The sequence below is a fragment of the Pedobacter quisquiliarum genome (assembly GCF_014642175.1).
In the GTDB taxonomy this organism is placed as follows: Bacteria; Bacteroidota; Bacteroidia; order Sphingobacteriales; family Sphingobacteriaceae; genus Pedobacter; species Pedobacter quisquiliarum.
The window spans coordinates 229,127-248,511 of sequence record NZ_BMIL01000002.1 but is presented as its reverse complement, the minus strand read 5'-3'; the positions used below and the strand labels follow the sequence as shown (position 1 = coordinate 248,511).

The 19,385-nt window shown below is 45.4% G+C and carries 19 protein-coding genes and 1 pseudogene; 11 read left to right on the top strand and 9 right to left on the bottom strand.

The window, feature by feature from the left end; genetic code table 11:
- Positions 1 to 10: 10 nt before the first annotated feature.
- Complete coding sequence (dusB, locus tag IEW69_RS03505; RefSeq protein ID WP_188625441.1) at positions 11 to 1,018, bottom strand: tRNA dihydrouridine synthase DusB; 1,008 nt, start codon at positions 1,016 to 1,018, stop codon at positions 11 to 13.
- Between the two features lie 53 nt (positions 1,019 to 1,071).
- Here dusB and IEW69_RS03500 point away from each other — a divergent pair, with 53 nt between their 5' ends.
- The 3 genes from IEW69_RS03500 to IEW69_RS03490 are packed head-to-tail and all read left to right on the top strand — an operon-like array spanning position 1,072 to position 2,993.
- Positions 1,072 to 2,043: a CPBP family intramembrane glutamic endopeptidase gene (locus tag IEW69_RS03500; protein ID WP_188625440.1), complete on the top strand. Its 972-nt coding sequence runs from the start codon at positions 1,072 to 1,074 to the stop codon at positions 2,041 to 2,043.
- Positions 1,982 to 2,197, top strand: coding sequence for a putative signal transducing protein (locus tag IEW69_RS03495; protein WP_188625439.1), 216 nt, complete (start codon positions 1,982 to 1,984; stop codon positions 2,195 to 2,197). Before IEW69_RS03500 ends, IEW69_RS03495 begins: the two co-directional genes overlap by 62 nt.
- Positions 2,187 to 2,993, top strand: a complete 807-nt coding sequence (locus IEW69_RS03490) for a phosphatidate cytidylyltransferase (protein ID WP_188625438.1) — start codon at positions 2,187 to 2,189, stop codon at positions 2,991 to 2,993. The genes IEW69_RS03495 and IEW69_RS03490 overlap by 11 nt, the downstream gene beginning before the upstream one ends.
- Here the strand turns inward: IEW69_RS03490 and IEW69_RS03485 are convergent.
- Together IEW69_RS03485 and mfd are read right to left on the bottom strand one after the other, a co-directional pair.
- Positions 2,990 to 3,217, bottom strand: a complete 228-nt coding sequence (locus tag IEW69_RS03485; RefSeq protein ID WP_188625437.1) for a DUF3820 family protein — start codon at positions 3,215 to 3,217, stop codon at positions 2,990 to 2,992. The genes IEW69_RS03490 and IEW69_RS03485 overlap by 4 nt on opposite strands.
- A 145-nt stretch (positions 3,218 to 3,362) precedes the next feature.
- Complete coding sequence (mfd, locus tag IEW69_RS03480; protein WP_188625680.1) at positions 3,363 to 6,704, bottom strand: transcription-repair coupling factor; 3,342 nt, start codon at positions 6,702 to 6,704, stop codon at positions 3,363 to 3,365.
- Positions 6,705 to 6,777: 73 nt separating this feature from the next.
- Here mfd and IEW69_RS03475 point away from each other — a divergent pair, with 73 nt between their 5' ends.
- Genes IEW69_RS03475 through IEW69_RS03460 form a run of 4 tightly spaced genes read left to right on the top strand, consistent with a single transcriptional unit; the run spans position 6,778 to position 9,296 of the window.
- Positions 6,778 to 7,101: a DUF2752 domain-containing protein gene (locus IEW69_RS03475; RefSeq protein ID WP_188625436.1), complete on the top strand. Its 324-nt coding sequence runs from the start codon at positions 6,778 to 6,780 to the stop codon at positions 7,099 to 7,101.
- A complete protein-coding gene (locus IEW69_RS03470; RefSeq protein ID WP_188625435.1) occupies positions 7,094 to 7,453 on the top strand; it encodes a TM2 domain-containing protein in 360 nt (119 codons plus the stop codon). The genes IEW69_RS03475 and IEW69_RS03470 overlap by 8 nt, the downstream gene beginning before the upstream one ends.
- A gap of 2 nt (positions 7,454 to 7,455) precedes the next feature.
- On the top strand, positions 7,456 to 8,553 hold the full coding sequence (locus IEW69_RS03465; protein WP_188625434.1) for a Nif3-like dinuclear metal center hexameric protein: 1,098 nt from the start codon (positions 7,456 to 7,458) through the stop codon (positions 8,551 to 8,553).
- Positions 8,553 to 9,296 (top strand): zinc ribbon domain-containing protein, encoded by a 744-nt coding sequence (locus IEW69_RS03460; protein ID WP_188625433.1) that lies wholly within the window; start codon positions 8,553 to 8,555, stop codon positions 9,294 to 9,296. The genes IEW69_RS03465 and IEW69_RS03460 overlap by 1 nt, the downstream gene beginning before the upstream one ends.
- A 106-nt stretch (positions 9,297 to 9,402) precedes the next feature.
- On the opposite strand, the gene IEW69_RS03455 is transcribed toward IEW69_RS03460, so the two are convergent.
- The 4 genes from IEW69_RS03455 to rsfS all read right to left on the bottom strand — a co-directional run bounded on the left by IEW69_RS03455 (position 9,403) and on the right by rsfS (position 13,719).
- On the bottom strand, positions 9,403 to 10,485 hold the full coding sequence (locus tag IEW69_RS03455; RefSeq protein WP_188625432.1) for a 3-oxoacyl-ACP synthase III family protein: 1,083 nt from the start codon (positions 10,483 to 10,485) through the stop codon (positions 9,403 to 9,405).
- A gap of 65 nt (positions 10,486 to 10,550) precedes the next feature.
- Positions 10,551 to 11,195 (bottom strand): LutC/YkgG family protein, encoded by a 645-nt coding sequence (locus IEW69_RS03450; protein ID WP_188625431.1) that lies wholly within the window; start codon positions 11,193 to 11,195, stop codon positions 10,551 to 10,553.
- Between the two features lie 29 nt (positions 11,196 to 11,224).
- The gene (gene ftsH / locus IEW69_RS03445; RefSeq protein ID WP_188625430.1) at positions 11,225 to 13,321 is read right to left on the bottom strand and encodes an ATP-dependent zinc metalloprotease FtsH; all 2,097 of its coding nucleotides are present in this window, start codon (positions 13,319 to 13,321) and stop codon (positions 11,225 to 11,227) included.
- Positions 13,322 to 13,344: 23 nt separating this feature from the next.
- Complete coding sequence (gene rsfS, locus IEW69_RS03440; protein ID WP_188625429.1) at positions 13,345 to 13,719, bottom strand: ribosome silencing factor; 375 nt, start codon at positions 13,717 to 13,719, stop codon at positions 13,345 to 13,347.
- A 42-nt stretch (positions 13,720 to 13,761) separates the two neighbouring features.
- Here rsfS and IEW69_RS03435 point away from each other — a divergent pair, with 42 nt between their 5' ends.
- From IEW69_RS03435 to pfkA, 4 genes are all read left to right on the top strand, one after another.
- Positions 13,762 to 14,541 carry a biotin--[acetyl-CoA-carboxylase] ligase gene (locus IEW69_RS03435; RefSeq protein ID WP_188625428.1) on the top strand — a complete coding sequence of 260 codons (780 nt, stop codon included), beginning with the start codon at positions 13,762 to 13,764 and terminating at the stop codon, positions 14,539 to 14,541.
- Entirely contained in the window at positions 14,538 to 14,987 is a 450-nt protein-coding gene (locus tag IEW69_RS03430; protein ID WP_188625427.1) for a protein-disulfide reductase DsbD N-terminal domain-containing protein, read from the top strand. The genes IEW69_RS03435 and IEW69_RS03430 overlap by 4 nt, the downstream gene beginning before the upstream one ends.
- Before the next feature lie 156 nt (positions 14,988 to 15,143).
- Complete coding sequence (locus IEW69_RS03425) at positions 15,144 to 16,865, top strand: protein-disulfide reductase DsbD family protein (protein WP_188625426.1); 1,722 nt, start codon at positions 15,144 to 15,146, stop codon at positions 16,863 to 16,865.
- On the top strand, positions 16,858 to 17,841 hold the full coding sequence (pfkA, locus tag IEW69_RS03420) for a 6-phosphofructokinase (RefSeq protein WP_188625425.1): 984 nt from the start codon (positions 16,858 to 16,860) through the stop codon (positions 17,839 to 17,841). The genes IEW69_RS03425 and pfkA overlap by 8 nt, the downstream gene beginning before the upstream one ends.
- A gap of 365 nt (positions 17,842 to 18,206) precedes the next feature.
- Here pfkA and IEW69_RS03415 read toward each other — a convergent pair whose 3' ends face one another.
- Complete coding sequence (locus tag IEW69_RS03415; RefSeq protein ID WP_188625424.1) at positions 18,207 to 18,725, bottom strand: 5' nucleotidase, NT5C type; 519 nt, start codon at positions 18,723 to 18,725, stop codon at positions 18,207 to 18,209.
- 51 nt (positions 18,726 to 18,776) lie between these two features.
- Positions 18,777 to 19,246: pseudogene (locus IEW69_RS03410) on the bottom strand (ORF6N domain-containing protein).
- Between the last annotated feature and the right edge of the window lie 139 nt (positions 19,247 to 19,385).

Sequence of the window (19,385 nt, the reverse complement as noted above, 5' to 3'; positions counted from 1 at the left end):
TTTTCAAAAATTAAGCCATTTCTACAATTGGCTCAATGTGCCTGAATTTGTCTGCCACTTCGTCTAAAATGCCGTGAATGGTCTGGATGTTTTCTTCTTTTACCAGTAGCATTCTGTAAGGTTTAAAGTCTGGTAAACCTTTGAAATAGTTTGCATAGTGGCGGCGCATTTCAAAGATACCAACACGGTCGCCTTTCCACTCGATAGATTTCTCAAAATGGGTTCTGCAGACGTTTACACGCTCTTCTACGGTCGGACCGGCAAGGTATTCACCGGTATTGAAGAAGTGCCTGATTTCACGGAAGATCCATGGGTAGCCGATTGCTGCACGGCCAATCATGATGCCGTCAACTTCGTATTCTAAACGCCAGTCTGCCGCTTTTCTCGGACTATCCACGTCACCGTTGCCGAAAATAGGGATCTTAATTCTTGGATTGCGCTTGATTTCACGGATCAGGGACCAGTCGGCCTGCCCTTTGTACAGCTGTGCACGTGTGCGGCCATGAATGGTCAGTGCCTGAATACCGATATCCTGCAGCCGTTCTGCCACCTCTTCCACGTTTTTGGTGTTGTCATCCCAGCCCAATCTGGTTTTAACGGTTACGGGTAGGTGTGTGGCTTTAACCACGGCCTCTGTCATTTTCACCATCTTGTCGATGTCCTGTAGCAGGCTGGCACCGGCACCTCTGCAGGCCACGTTTTTCACGGGGCAGCCATAGTTGATGTCCATCAAATCCGGGTTGGCCAGGGTGGCGATTTCCGTTGCTTCACGCATGTGGTCGATTTCACTACCGAAGATCTGGATGCCAATAGGCCGTTCGTACTCGAAAATATCCAGCTTCTGGCGACTCTTAGCCGCATCGCGGATCAGGCCTTCCGAAGAGATAAACTCGGTGTACATCATATCTACCCCACTTTGTTTACACACGTAACGGAATGGTGGATCGCTCACATCTTCCATTGGAGCAAGTAACAGTGGGAATTCTCCCAGATCAATATTTCCTATTTTTACGGACATTTTTCTATCTTCAACGCAAATTATAAGCACAAAGGTACAAAATCATATACACAATGGATTTCCTGGAGAGACACAGATCAGAAAGTAGTGCTTATATTCAGTTACTTATCCTCACGGGATATGCTTTGGCGGGTCTCATTGTAGGCTCCATTTTAAGTCTGATTGTTATTCTGGCAACGTCTGATCATCAAAGCATGATGGACCTGACGAATCTTTCCTTTGATGATCCAAATGCGCTGAATGCGCTTAAAACCCTGCAGATTATTACTTCTATTGGGCTTTTCATGCTGCCGCCGATCTTTCTTGCACTTACAGAGCGCCAGAAAATCAGCCAGTTTTACAACTGGAAGAAGCCAGTGCTGCCCATGCTTGGTATCATATTCCTGCTCATGCTGGTCTCTTTGCCTATTACGGAACTGTCAGGATTTATTAACCAGAAAATGACACTTCCGGACGCTTTAAAGCCCCTGGAAGCTTGGATGCGCGCCAAAGAAACGGAAGCTGAACAGATGACATTGAAGCTTTTGACGATGAACACCACCACGGATTTACTGGTGAACCTGTTCATGATTGCCGTACTACCCGGCATTGCGGAAGAACTGATGTTCCGAGGCGGGGTACAACGCTCGTTTTTGAAGATGTTTGGCAATCCGCATGTGGCCATCTGGATTACTGCAATCATCTTCAGTGCCATCCACGTGCAGTTCTTCGGATTTTTACCGCGACTTTTTCTGGGTGCTTTGTTCGGTTACATTTACCTGTGGACCAAAAGCTTGTGGTACCCCATGTTTGCGCATTTTCTAAACAACGGTTATGCGGTATGTATGGCCTTGTACTATCAAAAGCATAACCTACCTTTGGACAAAATTGAGGAAACGCCAGCATTTAACTGGATGGGCTATGTTTTAGGCCTTGGTTTGACGGCGTTTTTACTCCTTTACCTAAGAAAACAATACACCGAAAATGGAAAACAACTGGACCAAAGTGTACACCACGAGCAATCCGATTACAGCGGAAATCATTAAGCAGGCGCTCGTTGAGAACGACATTCCTGCAGTAGTCATGAACAAGCAGGACTCATCATACAAGGCTTTTGGGGTCATCAATATCCTGGTGCAGCCAGAAAACTTCGATCAGGCACTGGCTTACATCATAGAGAACAATTTGAATGAAGACTAGAGCCATAACCGCATTTTTCTTTGCTATTGTAATGCTTGGCTCCTTCTTTCTGGGTGCTGAAGTGTTTACCATATTTTACCTATCACTGAGCCTTGCAGGCTTATATGAATTCTATACGCTGGTGAATACCGCAGGCATACTGCCGCATAAAATCCTGGGCATTTTAACGGGATTTCTGATGTTTGGTGCCGTTGCTGCCTTTCCATTTTTCCCTTTTGACACCAAATACCTGTTACTGGGTATTCCAATTGCTGTCTCTGTGTTCCTTTTTGAGCTTTACAGGACCGCTAAGAACCCTTTCAGCAACATCGCCTATACTTTCCTTGGATTACTCTTCGTTGTGGCGCCATTCTGCTTCTTTTACGCACTTGGCTATGTTCGGGATGAAGCCTTTAACTTCCATCTGCCACTGGCTTTTATGCTCATGCTTTGGGCCAGTGATACCGGTGCTTATCTTTTTGGGCGTAAGCTGGGTAAGACCAAGTTATTTGAGCGCCATTCCCCTAAAAAGACCTGGGAGGGTTTTGCAGGGGGTATTCTGATGAGTTTAGTGGTTGCGGGGATTGTCTCGCTGTTCTTTACGGAAATATCCATCCTAATCTGGGCAGGGATGGCTGTGCTGATCGTCAGCTTTGGAACGCTGGGTGATCTGGTTGAATCCATGCTGAAACGCAGTCTGGACGTTAAGGACTCTGGTAACTTACTGCCTGGTCATGGGGGCTTGTTAGACCGCTTTGACGGGCTTTTGGTTGCTGCGCCGATCGTTTACGTGTACTTGTATTTGATCTTTCATTAAGAGCGATTCCCATATTGTGCTTTGATTGGCTGGAGCAGATATTCCAGGCCGTTCAGTTTGATTTCGTACAAGGTTGCGATCATTTCACCGAGTTTTCCTGGCGGGAAACCTTCGCTGTGGAACCAAACCAGGTAAGATTCTGGCAAATCGCACAGGACGCGACCTTTATACTTGCCGAAAGGCATTTTCATTGTAACCAGATCTTTTAATAATTCAGGGTTCATAGGTTTATGTGATGTTGTCGCAGCAGCTATGCTGTATGTTGTTTATGGTTGGGCATGATCAATACCGATGATTATAATCGTAAGATCAATGATCCTTTGATTGATAAGTTATAGACTGATAACTGTTTGATTCATCACCCCTTTATTAATGCGCCACAAGTTCCAGCATTTCTACCGCTTCATCTATCGTATTCAGGTTCTCAAAGGCAATCCGCAAGCTGTTTTTCACCTCTTTAAGATTGCATAACCGCGGATGTTGCTGTGCAAAGCCGATAATGCGTTCAAATACGCTGGAATCAAAGTAAGCAGATTGTTTATCCGCGATGAAATAACCCCTCAGGATCCCCTTCTTGAAACTCAACTTCTCAAAACCAAGCCTTTTACCCACCCATTGCAGTCGTAGCACCTTCATCATGGTGGTTACAGGCCTTGGAATAGGCCCAAAGCGGTCACGCAGGGAAGTTTCAAAAGCTTTCAGCTGTGCTTCATTCTCTATCTTGGACAACTCTGTGTAGAGGTTGTAGCGCTCGGTAATGTTGGTCACGTAGTCATCCGGGATGTACAGCTCCACATCAGTATCTACCTGTGTAAAGGTCACAAAGGGGCGACTCGGCTCGTCCTTGAACAGCTCCTTGAACTCATCACCTTTTAACTCCTGAATCGCTTCATCCAAGATTTTATGGTACATATCAAAGCCGATTTCAGCGATGAAACCACTTTGTTCTGCACCGAGCAGGTTACCCGAGCCACGGATATCTAAATCGCGCATGGCGATGTTAAAACCACTGCCCAGGTCCGAGAACTCTTCAATTGCGCTGAGGCGCTTGCGGGCTTCATTCGTCAGCGTCGATAGTGGCGGGCTCAGCAGGTAGCAGAAGGCCTTTTTGTTGGAGCGCCCTACCCTGCCCCGCATCTGGTGCAAATCGCTTAACCCGAACATGTGGGCGTGGTTGATGATGATCGTATTGGCATTTGGAATGTCAAGTCCGGCCTCAATGATGGTCGTGGCCACGAGCACGTCCTTCTCACCATTGATGAAATCGAGCATTACGTCCTCCAGTGCGTCACCATCCAGCTGTCCGTGGGCAATGCCGATGCGTGCTTTAGGTACCAGGGTTTGGATCAATCCACCCAGCTGGGTCAGGTCGTTCACGCGGTTATGGATGAAAAACACCTGTCCACCACGGTCCAGCTCAAATTGCACGGCTTCCTGGATCAGTTTATCATTGAAAACATGAAGCTCCGTGTTTACCGCCTGCCGGTTTGGCGGTGGCGTATTCATAATCGACAAATCCCTCGCGCCCATCAGCGAGAAGTGCAGCGTTCTTGGGATTGGTGTCGCGGTTAAAGTCAGCGTATCCACGTTTACACGCAGTGCACGCAGCTTTTCTTTTGAACTTACCCCGAATTTCTGCTCCTCATCAATGATCATGATGCCAAGATCTTTAAACTTCACATCCTTGCTCAAGAGGCGGTGCGTACCGATCACGATATCTACTTTCCCATCGGCCAAACGCGCCAGGGTGTCTTTAATTTGCTTATTTGTCTTGAAACGATTGATATAGTCTATCGTACAGGGAAACTCCTTTAAACGGCCTGCAAATGTCTTAAAATGCTGCAATGCGAGGATGGTTGTCGGTACGAGTATCGCTGCCTGTTTACCATTGGCCACTGCTTTAAATGCAGCACGTACGGCAATCTCCGTTTTTCCGAAGCCAACATCGCCGCAAACCAGACGATCCATAGGGTATGGTGCCTCCATATCCTTTTTCACGTCGTTGGTCGCTTTCTCCTGATCCGGGGTATCCTCGTAGATGAAAGAAGCCTCCAACTCGGTCTCCATGTAGCCATCAGGCGCCATTGCCGTACCCACCTGCGACTTCCGCATGGCGTAAAGTTTAATCAGGTCGCGGGCAATGTCTTTAACTTTTTTTTTTGTTGTTTTCTTAAGCTTGTCCCATGCCTCGGTACCCAGCTTATTCATTTTTGGTGGCGTACCATCCTTGCCGCTGTATTTCGCGATGCGGTTCAGCGAGTTGATGTTTACATACAGCAGGTCGTTGTCGGCATAAACCAGCCGGATCATCTCCTGCGTTTTCCCGTTGACTTCTACTTTCTCCAGTCCGGCGTATTTGCCGATACCATGGTCAATATGCGTCACGTAATCTCCTGGTTTAAGGTCGCGCAGTTCCTTTAACGTAATGGCCTGACTGCGCTGGTAGCCTCTTTTAAGCTTGTATTTGTAGAACCTGTCGAAGATCTGATGATCGGTGTAACAGGCGAATTTGCGTGCCGGATCGATAAAACCCTCCCGCAGGGAGATGTTTACCGGGGTGAACTTGGCGGTCTTATCAATGTCGTCGAGAATGGCATACAGCCTTTCTGTTTGTTTTGCGGAGGATGAAAATATGAAGTTAAAGATGCCTGCTTTCTCGTTCTCTTTGATGTTATGGATCAGCAGGTTGAAATCTTTATTGAAGGAAGGCTGCGGCTTGGTTTCAAACTGCAGCACGTGCTCCGTCTTGTAAAAGAACTGCTTTCCGAACTCCACCAAAGGGAATTCCTGGAGGATATCTGCAATCATTTTCTCATCAGAGAAGCTGTATTTAGGGTCTATCCAGTTCTGATTCTCCTGTTTCTCTTGCGCCGGCAAGGCTTTCCAAAGCTCCACCGCTTTTTTGTGGCCGCCCTTGATGATGTCCAGCGTAAATTCAACGTCTTTAATCCAGACCTGCGTATCTTTATCAATATAATCCAGCAGGTTGATGTTGCTCTCCGTGAGGTATTTAGACTGTACGTTGGGGATGATGGTCAGTGTTTTGACCGAATCAACGGAAAGCTGACTTTCAATCTCAAAAGTCCTTATGCTTTCCACCACATCACCAAAAAACTCAATGCGGTACGGTAAGTCATGGGAGAAAGAAAAGATATCTACGATACCCCCACGGATGGAAAACTGGCCGGGTTCATACACGAAATCAGTCCTGTCGAATTCATATTCAAACAGAAACTCGTTGATGAAATCGAGACTGAGCTTCGTATTTACGGTAATTTCAAGTGTGTTTTTCTCCAGTACGGAACGGTCTATAACCTTCTCGGAAAGCGCTTCCGGGTAGGTAACCACGATCTTTCCAAATTCAGAATCATGGTTCAGCTCGTTCAGTACCTCTGCCCTGCCCAGCACATTGGCCGTATCGATCTGCGTGAAATCAAAACCTTTGCGGTAAGAAGACGGAAAAAGCAGCACGGCTTTATCGAGAATGCTCTCCAGGTCGCCCAGGAAATAGGCGGCTTCTTCCCGGTCTGGCAGAATAAAAAGCTGAGGTTTGTGGAGTAGAAAGTAAGTGGCAACGGCGACCATAGCATCTGCAGAACCGACCAGTCCTTTGAGCTGGATCTTGCTGCCTTTACCCATATTCAGGGCTTTTGCCAATGCTACAATGCGCTCATCTGATTTATATTGATTGATAATTTCGCGAATGTTCACAGACAAATGTAAGATTTAAGATGAAGTAAAATGTAACATAAGAGGCATTTCTGGCTCTAAAAATAAAACGAAAATGAAAGCGCCGGCATACCTGTCCTTCGAACTGCTTTTCTGGTTAACTGCCCTGCTCCTGCTGGCAACGATCAGTCAGCCGCAAGAGGCAGGGCATCAGGAATTCAGCTTCTGCCCACTGGCAAACATGGGCATTACCTGGTGCCCGGGCTGCGGAATAGGCCGTTCTTTAAGCCACCTGCTGCATGGGCACGTTCGCGAAAGTTTAAGAATGCACTGGTTTGGCATACCAGCATTGTTAATCTTGCTCTACCGCATTTTCATATTGTTCAAACAGCTGTTCATCAAAAGAAGTTTAATAGGAAGGGAGAAATATTATGTTTAATTCAATTTTCATGTCCCTGCCGGGCATTACCCCGCAGGAGTTTTCATACCTGCAAACCGCAACCACAGGCTTTGATCAAAATCAGTTGCGCGGCTTCCTGATGATCTATGGCGGCAAACGACGGAACCCGGACGACATGCTGCTGTATTGCTTCTTGGGGTTCTTTGTGCCGGGATTGTCCAGGTTCCTCACCAATCAGATTGGCATGGGCATACTATATTTCTTTACTTTTGGTTTGTGTTTCATCGGAACCATCATAGATGCCATCAATTACAAAAGTCTTGCCTTTGAATACAATCAGCGCATGGTTTTTGAGAGCCTCCAGATGGTCCGCATGGGCAACCCATTTTAAGAATGAAGTTAAAAGAGATTATACAACACCTGGAAAGCATAGCACCACTGGCCTACCAGGAAGATTACGACAATTCAGGACTGCTTGTCGGCGCAGCATCAAAGGAAGTTACGTCTGCACTAGTAGCCTTGGATTGTACTGAAGCCATTGTGGATGAGGCAATTCTGCACAACTGCGACCTCATCATCACCCACCACCCCATCATTTTCAAGGGACTGAAGAAGCTTAACGGCAAGAATTACATCGAAAGGGTAATTCTAAAAGCGATCAAGCATGATATCGCACTGTATGCCATCCATACCAATCTGGACAGTGTACAGCAGGGCGTGAATAAAGTCATCTGCGATAAGCTGGGCATCCAGAATCCGGTTATTCTCAGTCCGAAAAAAGCACAGCTGAAGAAGCTGGTGACCTACTGCCCGATTGACGCCGCTGATAACCTTCGTGATGCTTTATTCGCCGCAGGCGCGGGAAACATCGGCAATTACAGCGAATGCAGCTTCAATGCGCGTGGTACAGGCACTTTCAAAGGCAATGAAGACACCGACCCTTATGTGGGTACACCCGGAATCAGGCACCAGGAACAGGAGATGCGCATCGAAACCATCTTCCGGGCGCAGGATGAACGTAAAGTGCTATTAGCCTTACTCGAAAGCCATCCTTACGAAGAGGTTGCGTACGATGTGTACACGCTCGATAACCAGAACCAGGAAGTTGGTGCGGGTATGGTCGGCTTTTTAGCAGAACCGCTCGAAGGCGAAGCCTTTCTGCAGCATGTAAAAACCCAGATGAAGGCCAGCGTAATCCGCCATACCGATCTGCTCGCAAAGCCAATTCGTAAAGTTGCCGTATGCGGCGGCTCCGGAAGTTTCCTGCTGAAGGATGCTTTAGCCGCTGGCGCTGACGCCTTTGTAACCGCTGATTTTAAATATCATGAGTTTTTTGACGCAGAGCAAAAACTGGTGATTGCGGATATTGGACACTTTGAAAGTGAACAGTTTACGTCAAATTTGTTGTTGAAAATTATTCGGGAAAAATTTCCTAACTTTGCGATCCGTTTAACGGCGCAAAATACAAACCCCATAAATTACTTCTTTTAATGGAACAAACTGTAGAGCAAAAGCTAAAAGCTTTATACGAATTACAAACCCTTCATACAAAAATCGATAAAATCCGTCAAATCCGTGGTGAGTTACCAATGGAAGTTGCTGATTTAGAAGATGAAGTTGCTGGTCTTGAAACCCGTATTCAAAAATTAAAAGGTGAACTGGATGATACTGAAGATTCCATCGTAAGCCGTAAAAATATGATCAAAGACGCTCAGAACCTGATCAAGAAATACGAGACCCAACTTAAAGAAGTTAAAAATAATCGTGAATATGATGCTTTAACCAAAGAAGTTGAGATCCAAAACCTTGAAATCCAGGTTTGTGAGAAGAAAATCAGAGAGTTTGGTTTTGACATCAATTCTAAAACGGAGATCTATGAGAAAGCACTAGCTGATCTGGAAACCAGAAAGAAAGATTTAGACATTAAAAAGGGTGAGTTGGAAACCATTACTGCAGAAACCGAAAAAGACGAGCAGACTTTAAACGTAAGAGCACAATCCGCTGAAACGTCTATTGAAGATCGTTTGCTTACCGCTTACAACCGTCTTAGAAACAATGCCAACAATGGCCTTGCAGTCGTAACCATCGACCGTGATTCATGCTCAGGCTGTTTTAACCAGATCCCTCCTCAAAGACAACTGGATATCCGTCAACGCAAAAAGATCATCGTTTGCGAGCACTGTGGAAGAATCCTGGTAGATGAGGCTTTAACCTTAGAACAAGAAGTTTCTTAATTCAGAAACCCAGTATACAGAAAAAGCGATTAGAACCTTCTAATCGCTTTTTTTATGTCTAATGGTATAAGTACACTACTCAAACCAAGATGTTGCTTTATAAGCCTTAAAATTGATAGACAAAGGCATTGATGTGCATGCCTGCACCAACGGATGCAAACACCGCATATTCACCCTTCTTCACGGCATAACCTTCCACTTTTCCTTTCTTAACCAGATCCAGTAACGTCGGTATCGTCGCTACAGAACTGTTGCCCAACCAGGAAATGGTCATCGGCACCAGCTTCTCCGGAATGCAATCCACGTCATACAGCTTAAACAAGCGCTTCATAATCGCGTGATCCATCTTGCCGTTCGCTTGATGAATAAACACGGTCTTTATGTCCGTAATGTCTAAGCCAGCTTTATCAATTGCTTTTTTAACTACCTGCGGCACGTTAATCACTGCGAACTCATACAGCTTTCTACCGTTCATTTTCAGGTAGGTATTCTCTGCATTATGCTCCGGATTGTTGCTCTTCCCCATCGTTAGCAAAGAAGCATGTTGGAGCGTGTAGGACTGCGTTTTATGTGCAATGATGCCTGTTGGTGTTTCAGAAGCAATGGCTTCCATAACCACCGCACCTGCACCGTCAGAAAAGATCATGCTGTCACGATCGTGCGGATCGATAACCCTCGACAAAGTCTCAGAGCCAATCACAAGCACCTTTTTAGCATCGCCGCTTTTGATCATGTAGTCTGCCTGAATACATCCCTGCACCCAGCCCGGACAACCAAAAATAACATCGTAAGCTACGCAATCCGGATTTGCAATCTCCAGGCGCTGCTTTACTTTAGCCGCCAACGATGGAATCATATCCATGCGGTTGGAGCCCAGCTTTACATCGCCGAAGTTATGGCAGAAAATAATGCAATCCAGTGTTTCCTGATCAATGCCGCTATCTGCGATGGCGTTCTGTGCGGCAACTGTCGCGATATCACTGCTCACCTGATCTGCATCCGCATAGCGACGCTCGGTGATCTCCGTGATTTCAGAAAACTTGCTGATGATTTCGTTGATGTCTTTATCGAGCTTTAAACCATTTTCATAGAATGCCGATTCCAGGAAAGAGTTTCCATGCACAATGTTGTTCGGAATATAACTTCCAGTACCTGTTATTGTTGAATACAAAGGGCTAATTTTGTCCATTTTGAACCGTATACTATTTTGGTATAAAGTATAAATCTAAGGTTAAAAATACAAAGTTACAAATACTAGGAAAAATCGTCCACAAGAAAAACGAACAGCTCTTTAGGCCCGTGGGCACCAAGAACTAAGGTCTTTTCAATGTCTGCCGTACGGCTGGGACCTGTAATGGTACTGATCAGCGACGGGATCTGCTGGCCATATTTGGACTTCAGCAACTGGAAACCGTCTTTCAGATCCATAACCAGCTGGCCTGTTCTGGCGATCACAATGTGATGATTTGGATAGATGCTCAACCGGCGCCCGGCAGCACCTTTATTGGAGACCAATACAGAACCGTTACGGGCAATTAAGGCTTCACAAAGCGTGATGCCTACCTCAGCCATTTCGAAGTCTTTGTCGGTCTCGTAGAAAGGAAATTCGTAGTGCTTAAGGAGTTCCTGGAGTTCAGGCTCCCAGCAGTAAATCTTACGCCATTTGAATCTGGCGGCAAGGTCAAGCATGTTCTCGATAAAATCGATTCCATTTTCGCAGAAAATGAAATTACCGCCAACAGCGGTAAGTTCTTCTGCAAATAAGATTTCGGGGATCTCCGCTGCTTTTTTGTAAAGCGGGGTATCCTCAAGATTAAGATAAGGATTGTCCCTCTTTTCCAAGAGGGCTTTCCTTATCTTCTTTAACATTAACTCTTTTGAAGAGATGCTTTCCTGCATATCAGAATAGTTATTCGATCAGCGTACCCTTAGGACTCTGATTTTGCAGGGTTAATAATAGCTGTAGGGTCAGTTGTTTCACCAACACCTTCGTGGATCAAGCCTTCAGCAGCCGGTGTCTGATCGCCTGTACCGTTTACGAACTCATCGTAAGTCGTACGGTTCTCGAAAGGACGTTTACCCAGGATTTCTTCAAGGTCAGTCTGGAACAAAATCTCCTTTTCAAGTAGCTTCTGCGCCAGTTTCTCTAAACCTTCACGCTTGTCGGTCAACAGTTTCTTTGTTGTTTCGTAAGCATTAGCGATGATTGAACGCACTTCATTGTCGATCATTTCGGCAGTTTTATCCGAATATGGCTTACTGAAGTTATATTCATTCTGCGGATCATGGAAGGAAACGTTACCAATATTGGTGTTCATACCATAGATCGTAACCATTGCGTAAGACAACTTTGTGATACGCTCTAAGTCGTTCTGTGCACCTGTAGAGATCTTACCGAAAACGATATCCTCTGCAACACGACCACCTAGGGTCATACACATACCATCCAGAAGCTGCTCAGTAGTGTACAGGAACTGCTCTTTAGGCAAGTACTGTGCGTAACCAAGCGCAGCAACACCACGCGGTACAATAGATACCTTAACCAATGGATCAGCATGTTCCAGGAACCAGCCCGCAATTGCGTGCCCCGCCTCATGGTAAGCAACTATTCTCTTCTCTTCCGGAGAGATGATCTTATTTTTCTTTTCTAAACCTCCAATCACACGGTCAATCGCATCCTGGAAGTCTTGCATGTCAACATTTTCTTTATTGCGTCTTGCTGCGATAAGTGCAGCCTCGTTACATACGTTCGCGATTTCAGCACCAGCAAAACCTGGCGTTTGTGCAGATAGCTTTTTAGCATCTACCACTTCAGCCGTTTTAATTGGCTTCAAGTGCACTTTAAAGATTTGTTCACGGCCAACCAAATCTGGCTTGTCGATAGAGATCTGCCTGTCAAAACGTCCGGGACGCAATAGCGCAGAGTCCAAAACGTCTGGTCTGTTCGTTGCAGCAAGAATGATAATACCGCTGTCGGTACCGAAACCATCCATCTCTACCAGTAGTTGGTTCAGGGTGTTTTCACGTTCGTCATTACCACCCATCATGCTGTTTTTACCACGTGCACGACCAATCGCATCCACCTCATCAATAAAGATGATACATGGCGCTTTATCTTTCGCTTGTTTAAACAAATCACGCACCCTTGATGCACCTACACCCACAAACATCTCCACGAAATCAGAACCTGATAAGGAGAAGAAAGGTACTTGTGCTTCACCAGCTACAGCCTTGGCCAATAAGGTTTTACCAGTACCTGGAGAACCTACTAAAAGTGCTCCTTTAGGGATTTTACCACCTAAATTGGTGTATTTCTTAGGGTTTTTCAGGAAGTCAACAATCTCCATAACCTCTTGCTTCGCCTCTTCAAGGCCGGCAACATCATTAAAGGTTACGTTAACCTGGCTTTCTTTGTCAAACAGCGTTGCTTTAGACTTTCCGATATTGAAAATCTGACCGCCGCCACCGCCTGCACCACCGCCCATACGACGCATGATGAAGATCCAGAAGCCTATGAAAAGCAATACCGGAACGATGATGGTAAAGAACCACGAGTTCAAGGTGCTTTGTCTGGTTTCTTTAACTGCAGCTACGCGTTGCTCTTCAGGAAGGTCTTTTTGCGACTCTTTAAGCTGCGTATCCAGGGCATCCATGGAGCCTGAATTGAAGTAAACCGTTGGGCCGTCAGCAGCACCAAAGTTGCTCTTATTCTTATATGGAGCGTATTTTGGGTCTTTTAGCCTGTCTTTTTTAATAAATACATCTGCACGCACGAGATCCTCATACTTGTAAGCAACGATTTTTTCAACGTCGCCTGGAAGTAGCATTTCGGTCTCAAAAGTACGGTAAGCTATGGGTTTGCTGGAATCGGTGCTGATCAGGAATTGAACCAGGATCAGTCCGATGATGATTGCCGCGTAAACCCAGAAGATATTAAATTTAGATCCCTTTTGTGGCTTCTTGGGTATATTCGGGATCCGCTTGATCAACTTAGGTTTGCTATTATTACTATCTTTTTCTTTCATTTTAATCTTTTGGCTTTAACAAATTAGGCGCTCTGATACGATGTGGTCTGCGCATCACCCCATAGGTCCTCTATTCCGTAGAAGTTGCGTTTTTCGGTTTTAAAAATGTGCACCACGATATCGAAGTAGTCCAGAATGATCCATTCTGCGGATTCCAGACCTTCTTTACGCCAGGGATGAGTTTGGGTACTTTTATAGATTTCTTCCTCTACGCTATCTGCAATGGCTTTAACCTGCGTTGCAGAATCTGCATTACACACAACAAAATAGTCTGAAACAGAGCTGTTTAAGTTTCTTAAGTCTAAACGAACAATATCATTTCCTTTTTTTTCCTGGATGCCATGCACGGCGATTTCAGAGAGATATGTAGAGAGATTTACGATTTTCTTTTTAATCATTAAATGTTTTATGTTTGATAAACAACAATATAGAATCAACCATTGCAAAATAACACTTTTTCGACATTATTTGTTGGTCAAAATCTTATCAAATTAACAACGGTCGACTCGACCAATAATTACTTTAAGTCTCTAATGTCAAAATCCGAGCCATTAGCCGAAGGGACTGTAATTATGGCAGATGACCAATTTGCCGGTCGCGGTCAACAGGAATCCACCTGGATTTCAGCGCCAGGCAAGAATTTAACCTTTAGCCTCCTACTTAAGCCAAGCTTCCTACCGATCACCCAGCAGTTTAAACTCAATATGGTGGTCTGTAATGCCTTACGCAATGCCATATCCAACTTCAGCCAGCGAAATATTGCTTTCAAATGGCCCAACGACCTTTACTACGATCATAAAAAGCTTGGTGGCATACTCATTGAAAATATGCTCGCCGGAAATACTTACAAAGCTTCCATTATTGGCATTGGTATTAACGTAAACCAGCTGGAATTCAGCGGACTGTTAGCCCACAAAGCAACCTCACTCGGCCAAATTTTACAGCGAGATGTTAATTTAATTCAGCTATTAGCCGAAATTTGCAGTCAGATTGAAAGTGGGTACCTCAGACTGAAGTCGGGCACCTATACTGATCTTGAGGAACAGTATTTGAAGGGGCTGTACAATTATGATGAAATTGCCTTTTACAAACAAGGTGATGACGTTTTTGAAGCCCGCATAACGGGGGTTACCGCCCAGGGCTTGTTGGTCATGGAGAAAGCTGGTAAGACCGTACAGTTCAACTTAAAAGAGATCGAATTTTTAACTAAAGAAAAATGAAAAAACTAACCTTAATGCTAAGCCTGTTGTTCTTTACCGCAATGGGTGCCTTTGCTCAGATTGAAGATCCGGTAACCTGGTCTTATGCCGCTAAAAAAGTAAGCGCTACAGAAGCAATTGTTTACCTTAAAGCCTCTATGGAAAAAGGCTGGCACATCTATTCGCAGAATGTTAAACCTGGTGGCCCAATTAAAACCAGCGTAAAATTTGAACCTTCTGCCGCTTATACCAAAGTGGGCAAAACCATCGAACCAAAGCCAATCACCAAATTCGAAGATGTATTCGGCATGGATGTAAGCTATTTTGAGAACGATGTCATCTTCCAGCAACGCGTGAAACTTGCAAAAGGATCAGCAGTTGTGAAAGGTACCGTGGAGTTCATGGTATGTAACGATCGGAAATGTCTTCCGCCAAATGAAGTCAGCTTTAGCGTTCAGGTAAAATAAAAGCCTTTACAGATAAAAAAAGAGCGCACGAGATTCGAAGCGCTCTTTTTTTATAGCCAATGAGGTCACAAGTTCCCCGACATAGCGCTTACATGGTGCTCGCGCCGGGGCCGGAATAAAAAATAATCAGTAATTTCACGCCCTTAAACAGCGCAAATGAGAAAATTTGTAATAATTCTTGGAATCATGCTCTCCTTTTTTGCCTTGCATGGTCAACCTAGCTTTGCAAGCAGCATGCTGCAAGATTCCACGGAATTAATTGATGATCTTCAGTTTACGGAAATCGGCTCCGCCGAAGACAGCATCGCAAATGCTGCCATTCAGGACTCGAGCCTGAAAGACTCTAGCTCTAAAACACCCGCACCTGCAGTGGCAGGTACAGGTAATGCTGCTGATCAGCTGCCGACCAGCGATTCCAGCAAAACGCTTTGGCAAACCTTCATCGAAGGTCTTGTTGGTGGATTCATTGCATTCTTAATGCCTTGTATCTTCCCTATGGTGCCACTAACGGTAAGTTATTTCACCAAACGCGCAGGCAGTCGCCAGCGTGGTATCTTCCAGGCCCTCATTTATGGTGCCTCCATCATCGTCATTTACGTCGCCTTCGGCCTGCTCATCACCCTGTTGTTTGGTTCTGCCAAACTGAATGAGCTCAGCAGCAGCGGCTGGTTCAATATTGCATTCTTCACCTTGCTGGTGGTCTTCGCGATCTCCTTCTTTGGTACTTTCGAAATAACCCTTCCAAGTTCCTTTGTCAATAAGATCGACGCGAAAGCGGATTCTGGCAAAGGTTTAGGCGGCATTTTCTTCATGGCGGCTTCTTTAGCGCTGGTTTCCTTCTCCTGTACAGGTCCAATCATTGGAACACTGCTCGTTCAGGCAAGCGCCAAAGGCGAAATCCTGGCGCCTGCTGTAGGCATGTCCGGCTTTGCACTTGCGCTGGCCTTACCATTCACCTTATCTGCAGTATTCCCGGGCTTCTTAAACAGCATGCCCAAATCCGGTGGCTGGTTAAACTCGGTAAAAGTATGTTTGGGCTTCCTGGAGCTGGCACTTGCTTTAAAGTTCTTATCTGCAGCCGATCTGGTATGGCACTGGGAATGGTTCGACAGAGAGATCTTCTTATCGCTCTGGATCGTCATCTTCGTGCTGATGGGTATATACCTTTTGGGTAAGCTGAAGTTCTCGCACGACAGTGATCTTCCTTATGTAAGTGTACCGAGGTTGTTTTTTGCCATAGGCTCACTATCCTTCGCCATGTACCTGGTACCTGGCTTATGGGGTGCACCAGTCAATATCTTAAGCGGAATTGCACCGCCAATGAACACGCAGGACTTTATTCTGGGTGGCACAACATCTTCGGCACCGGCCGGAGATAATGGTTTTCCCGCAACTGTAAAATACGATGACGTACTACATCCGCCACGTGGATTTAACGCCTTTTTCGATCTGGATGAAGGTATGGCCTACGCGAAATCCGTAGACAAGCCTGTGCTGATCGACTTTACCGGCCATGCCTGCGTAAACTGCCGCAAGATGGAAGATAAGGTATGGGTAGATCCGGAAGTGGGTCGCATCATTCGGGAGGAATATGTTCTCATACAATTATATGTAGATGAGCGCTCAGTAAAAATGGCCCCGGAAAAAGTACATTATTCGAAGTTATTGAGAAAAAATACAAAAGACCTCGGCAGCTGGAATGGTGATTTCCAGGCCACTAGATACGGGTCGAATTCACAACCATTCTACGTCCTTGCAGGACAAGATCTGGAGCCAATGGTAACCCCTCAGGGTGCTATTGATGACGCAAAAGCGTACGCCGCATTCCTGCAAGAAGGGGTTGATATCTATAAAGCACGCAAAAAGACAAATGAGTAAGATTAAAAAAATAGGTGTATTAACATCAGGTGGCGATGCCCCGGGCATGAACGCTGCCATCCGGGCGGTTGTTAGAGCCGGGAGCTACTATGATTTAGAGGTTACGGGTATTCTAAGAGGTTACGAAGGCTTAATTCATGGGGATTTTGTTCCAATGAATTATAAATCGGTCGGCAACATCATTCAACGCGGTGGAACAATTCTGAAAACCGCAAGAAGCAAGGAATTCCGGACCGTTGAAGGTCGTAAGAAAGCACATGAAAACCTGATTAAGAATGGTATTGATGCTTTAGTGGTAATTGGTGGCGACGGTACCTTTACTGGTGCAAACTTGTTCTCCTCGGAGTTCGATTTTCCGGTGATCGGTTTACCGGGTACCATCGACAATGACCTTGCCGGTACCGACTTTACCATCGGATATGATTCCGCTATTAATACCGTTGTGGATGCAGTAGATAAAATCAGAGATACTGCAGAATCTCACGACCGCCTTTTTATTGTTGAAGTTATGGGCCGCGACTCCGGACTGATCGCTTTGCGTAGCGGTATTGGGGTAGGTGCAGAGTCTATCCTGATTCCGGAAGCCAAGGTAGGGGTTGCAGGATTGGTTTCCAGACTTGAAAACGGACGTAAAGACAAAGCTTCCAAGATCATTATCGTTGCCGAAGGCGACGAGATAGGTGGTGCTTTTAACGTAGGTGAGGAGCTAAAAGAAAAGTTTCCGACTTACGACATCCGGGTTTCTGTGCTGGGCCATATTCAGCGTGGTGGCAAGCCGAGCTGTATGGATCGTGTACTGGCCAGCCGTCTTGGCGTTGCCGCAGTAGAAGGTCTAATAGGCGGTCGTACGCGGGTAATGGCAGGACAAGTGAACAGAGAGATCGTGTTTACGCCTTTTAGCCATGCCATTAAACACATTGATGCGGAAGAAATTACACCAACCTGGTTGAAACTGGTAGACATTTTATCCATGTAAACATCCAAGTCATTCCATATAAAAGCGCCTGTAACATTGAACATGTTGCAGGCGCTTTTTTTTGTGGTAACGAAGGCAAAATTTGCCGGAACAGTCAAGATTTTGCGGCCGACCAGGCATAGGGCAGTTGCGGGAAATTCAGGTATCTCGTCCGCGTTTTGTTCGCCTATTGTTCGCCTTTCGTTCGCCTATGCTTCGCCTCCAGCCGAAGGAAAGGCGAACAGGATGCGCAGCAAAGCCGATTAATACCTCAACCCATCTTTAAAAATCCCCGACGCCGATAGCACTTTACCGCTGCCAGGCACACGTTTCTGCTTCGTTCAGCAGCATGCGGAAACAAAAAACGCCTCAATGAGGCGCTGATGTTATAAGATGGCTTTTAAAACTTGTTCCCAGGTATCTACACGTTCATAGCCGGTAATCAGCATGTTGTGTGGGGAGCTAAAAAGCAAAGGCCGGCCTTTGAAATCCTTGAAGTTCTTGATGCGATCGTCGATCAGAATATCCGCTTCGATGATCTTATCTCCGCAGAACATGATGTTTTGCCAGGAGATGAAAGGGAAATGTTCCGCCAGCCAGTCGTACTTGTCCTCCAGAGAATTGCGGAACTCCATGGCGGCAGAGACGATGTACACGTCATGCTGTTCCTGCAGCTTCTGAATACCGGCTACAGCCCCTGGAATTACCGGCAGGTCTCTAAAAAAACCTTTCTCATTTATGTAGTCGAACCACTTCATGTTCACCGCTTCGGGCACATGGTGGTATATTTCATTTCCGGGATCCAGCACCAGGTCCAGGGGTACGCCGCAGTCGCGGTTATATAGTTTTATAAACTTGCTTAAGGGGTCTGCTATGACCTCATCCATATCTATTGCTATTCTCATGTTCAGGTTAAATGTGCCCCAATATGATCATTTCTATTAAAATATTAAAGATTACTCCAGATTGTCAGGCATAAAGCCTATTCTCCTTCTACCTGATTTCATCCGTTCTTTTTGTTCTAGAAGTTCATCTAAGTAGTTAAATACAACCGTTATATTTTTTCCCTGATTATCTAATTCAGATTTGATTTTTGCCAATTCTAAGCGAATCTCGGTGTTGTCACTCAGCATTAACCTTAGCCTTGTGAAAATACGGATTATTTGAATGTTTACCTGAATTGCCCTTTCTCCACTTAGCACACTTGAGAGCATTGCAACGCCTTGTTCCGTAAATACAAAAGGTGTGGAAGCCCCGTATTTAGCATTTGGAGCTAGGTTATCACAAATTGTGATAACCTCCCGCCATTCCAATTTAGTCAACTGAAACATAAAGTCTTTAGGGAACCGGGCATGTTTCGTTTTACGGCTTGTTTCAATGCTCTGGTTTCAACCTGGTATAATATTGCGAGATCGCTGTCAAGCATTACCTTTTGATTCCTGATATGGTATATTTTCTCCACCACCTGTTCATCAGGAACAAGAATGTTAGTTATTGTATCGCTCATGCTGTAAATTAAAAATGTTTAGCCTGGCCCAGCTTAGAAATTACTGCGATTTAGTAAA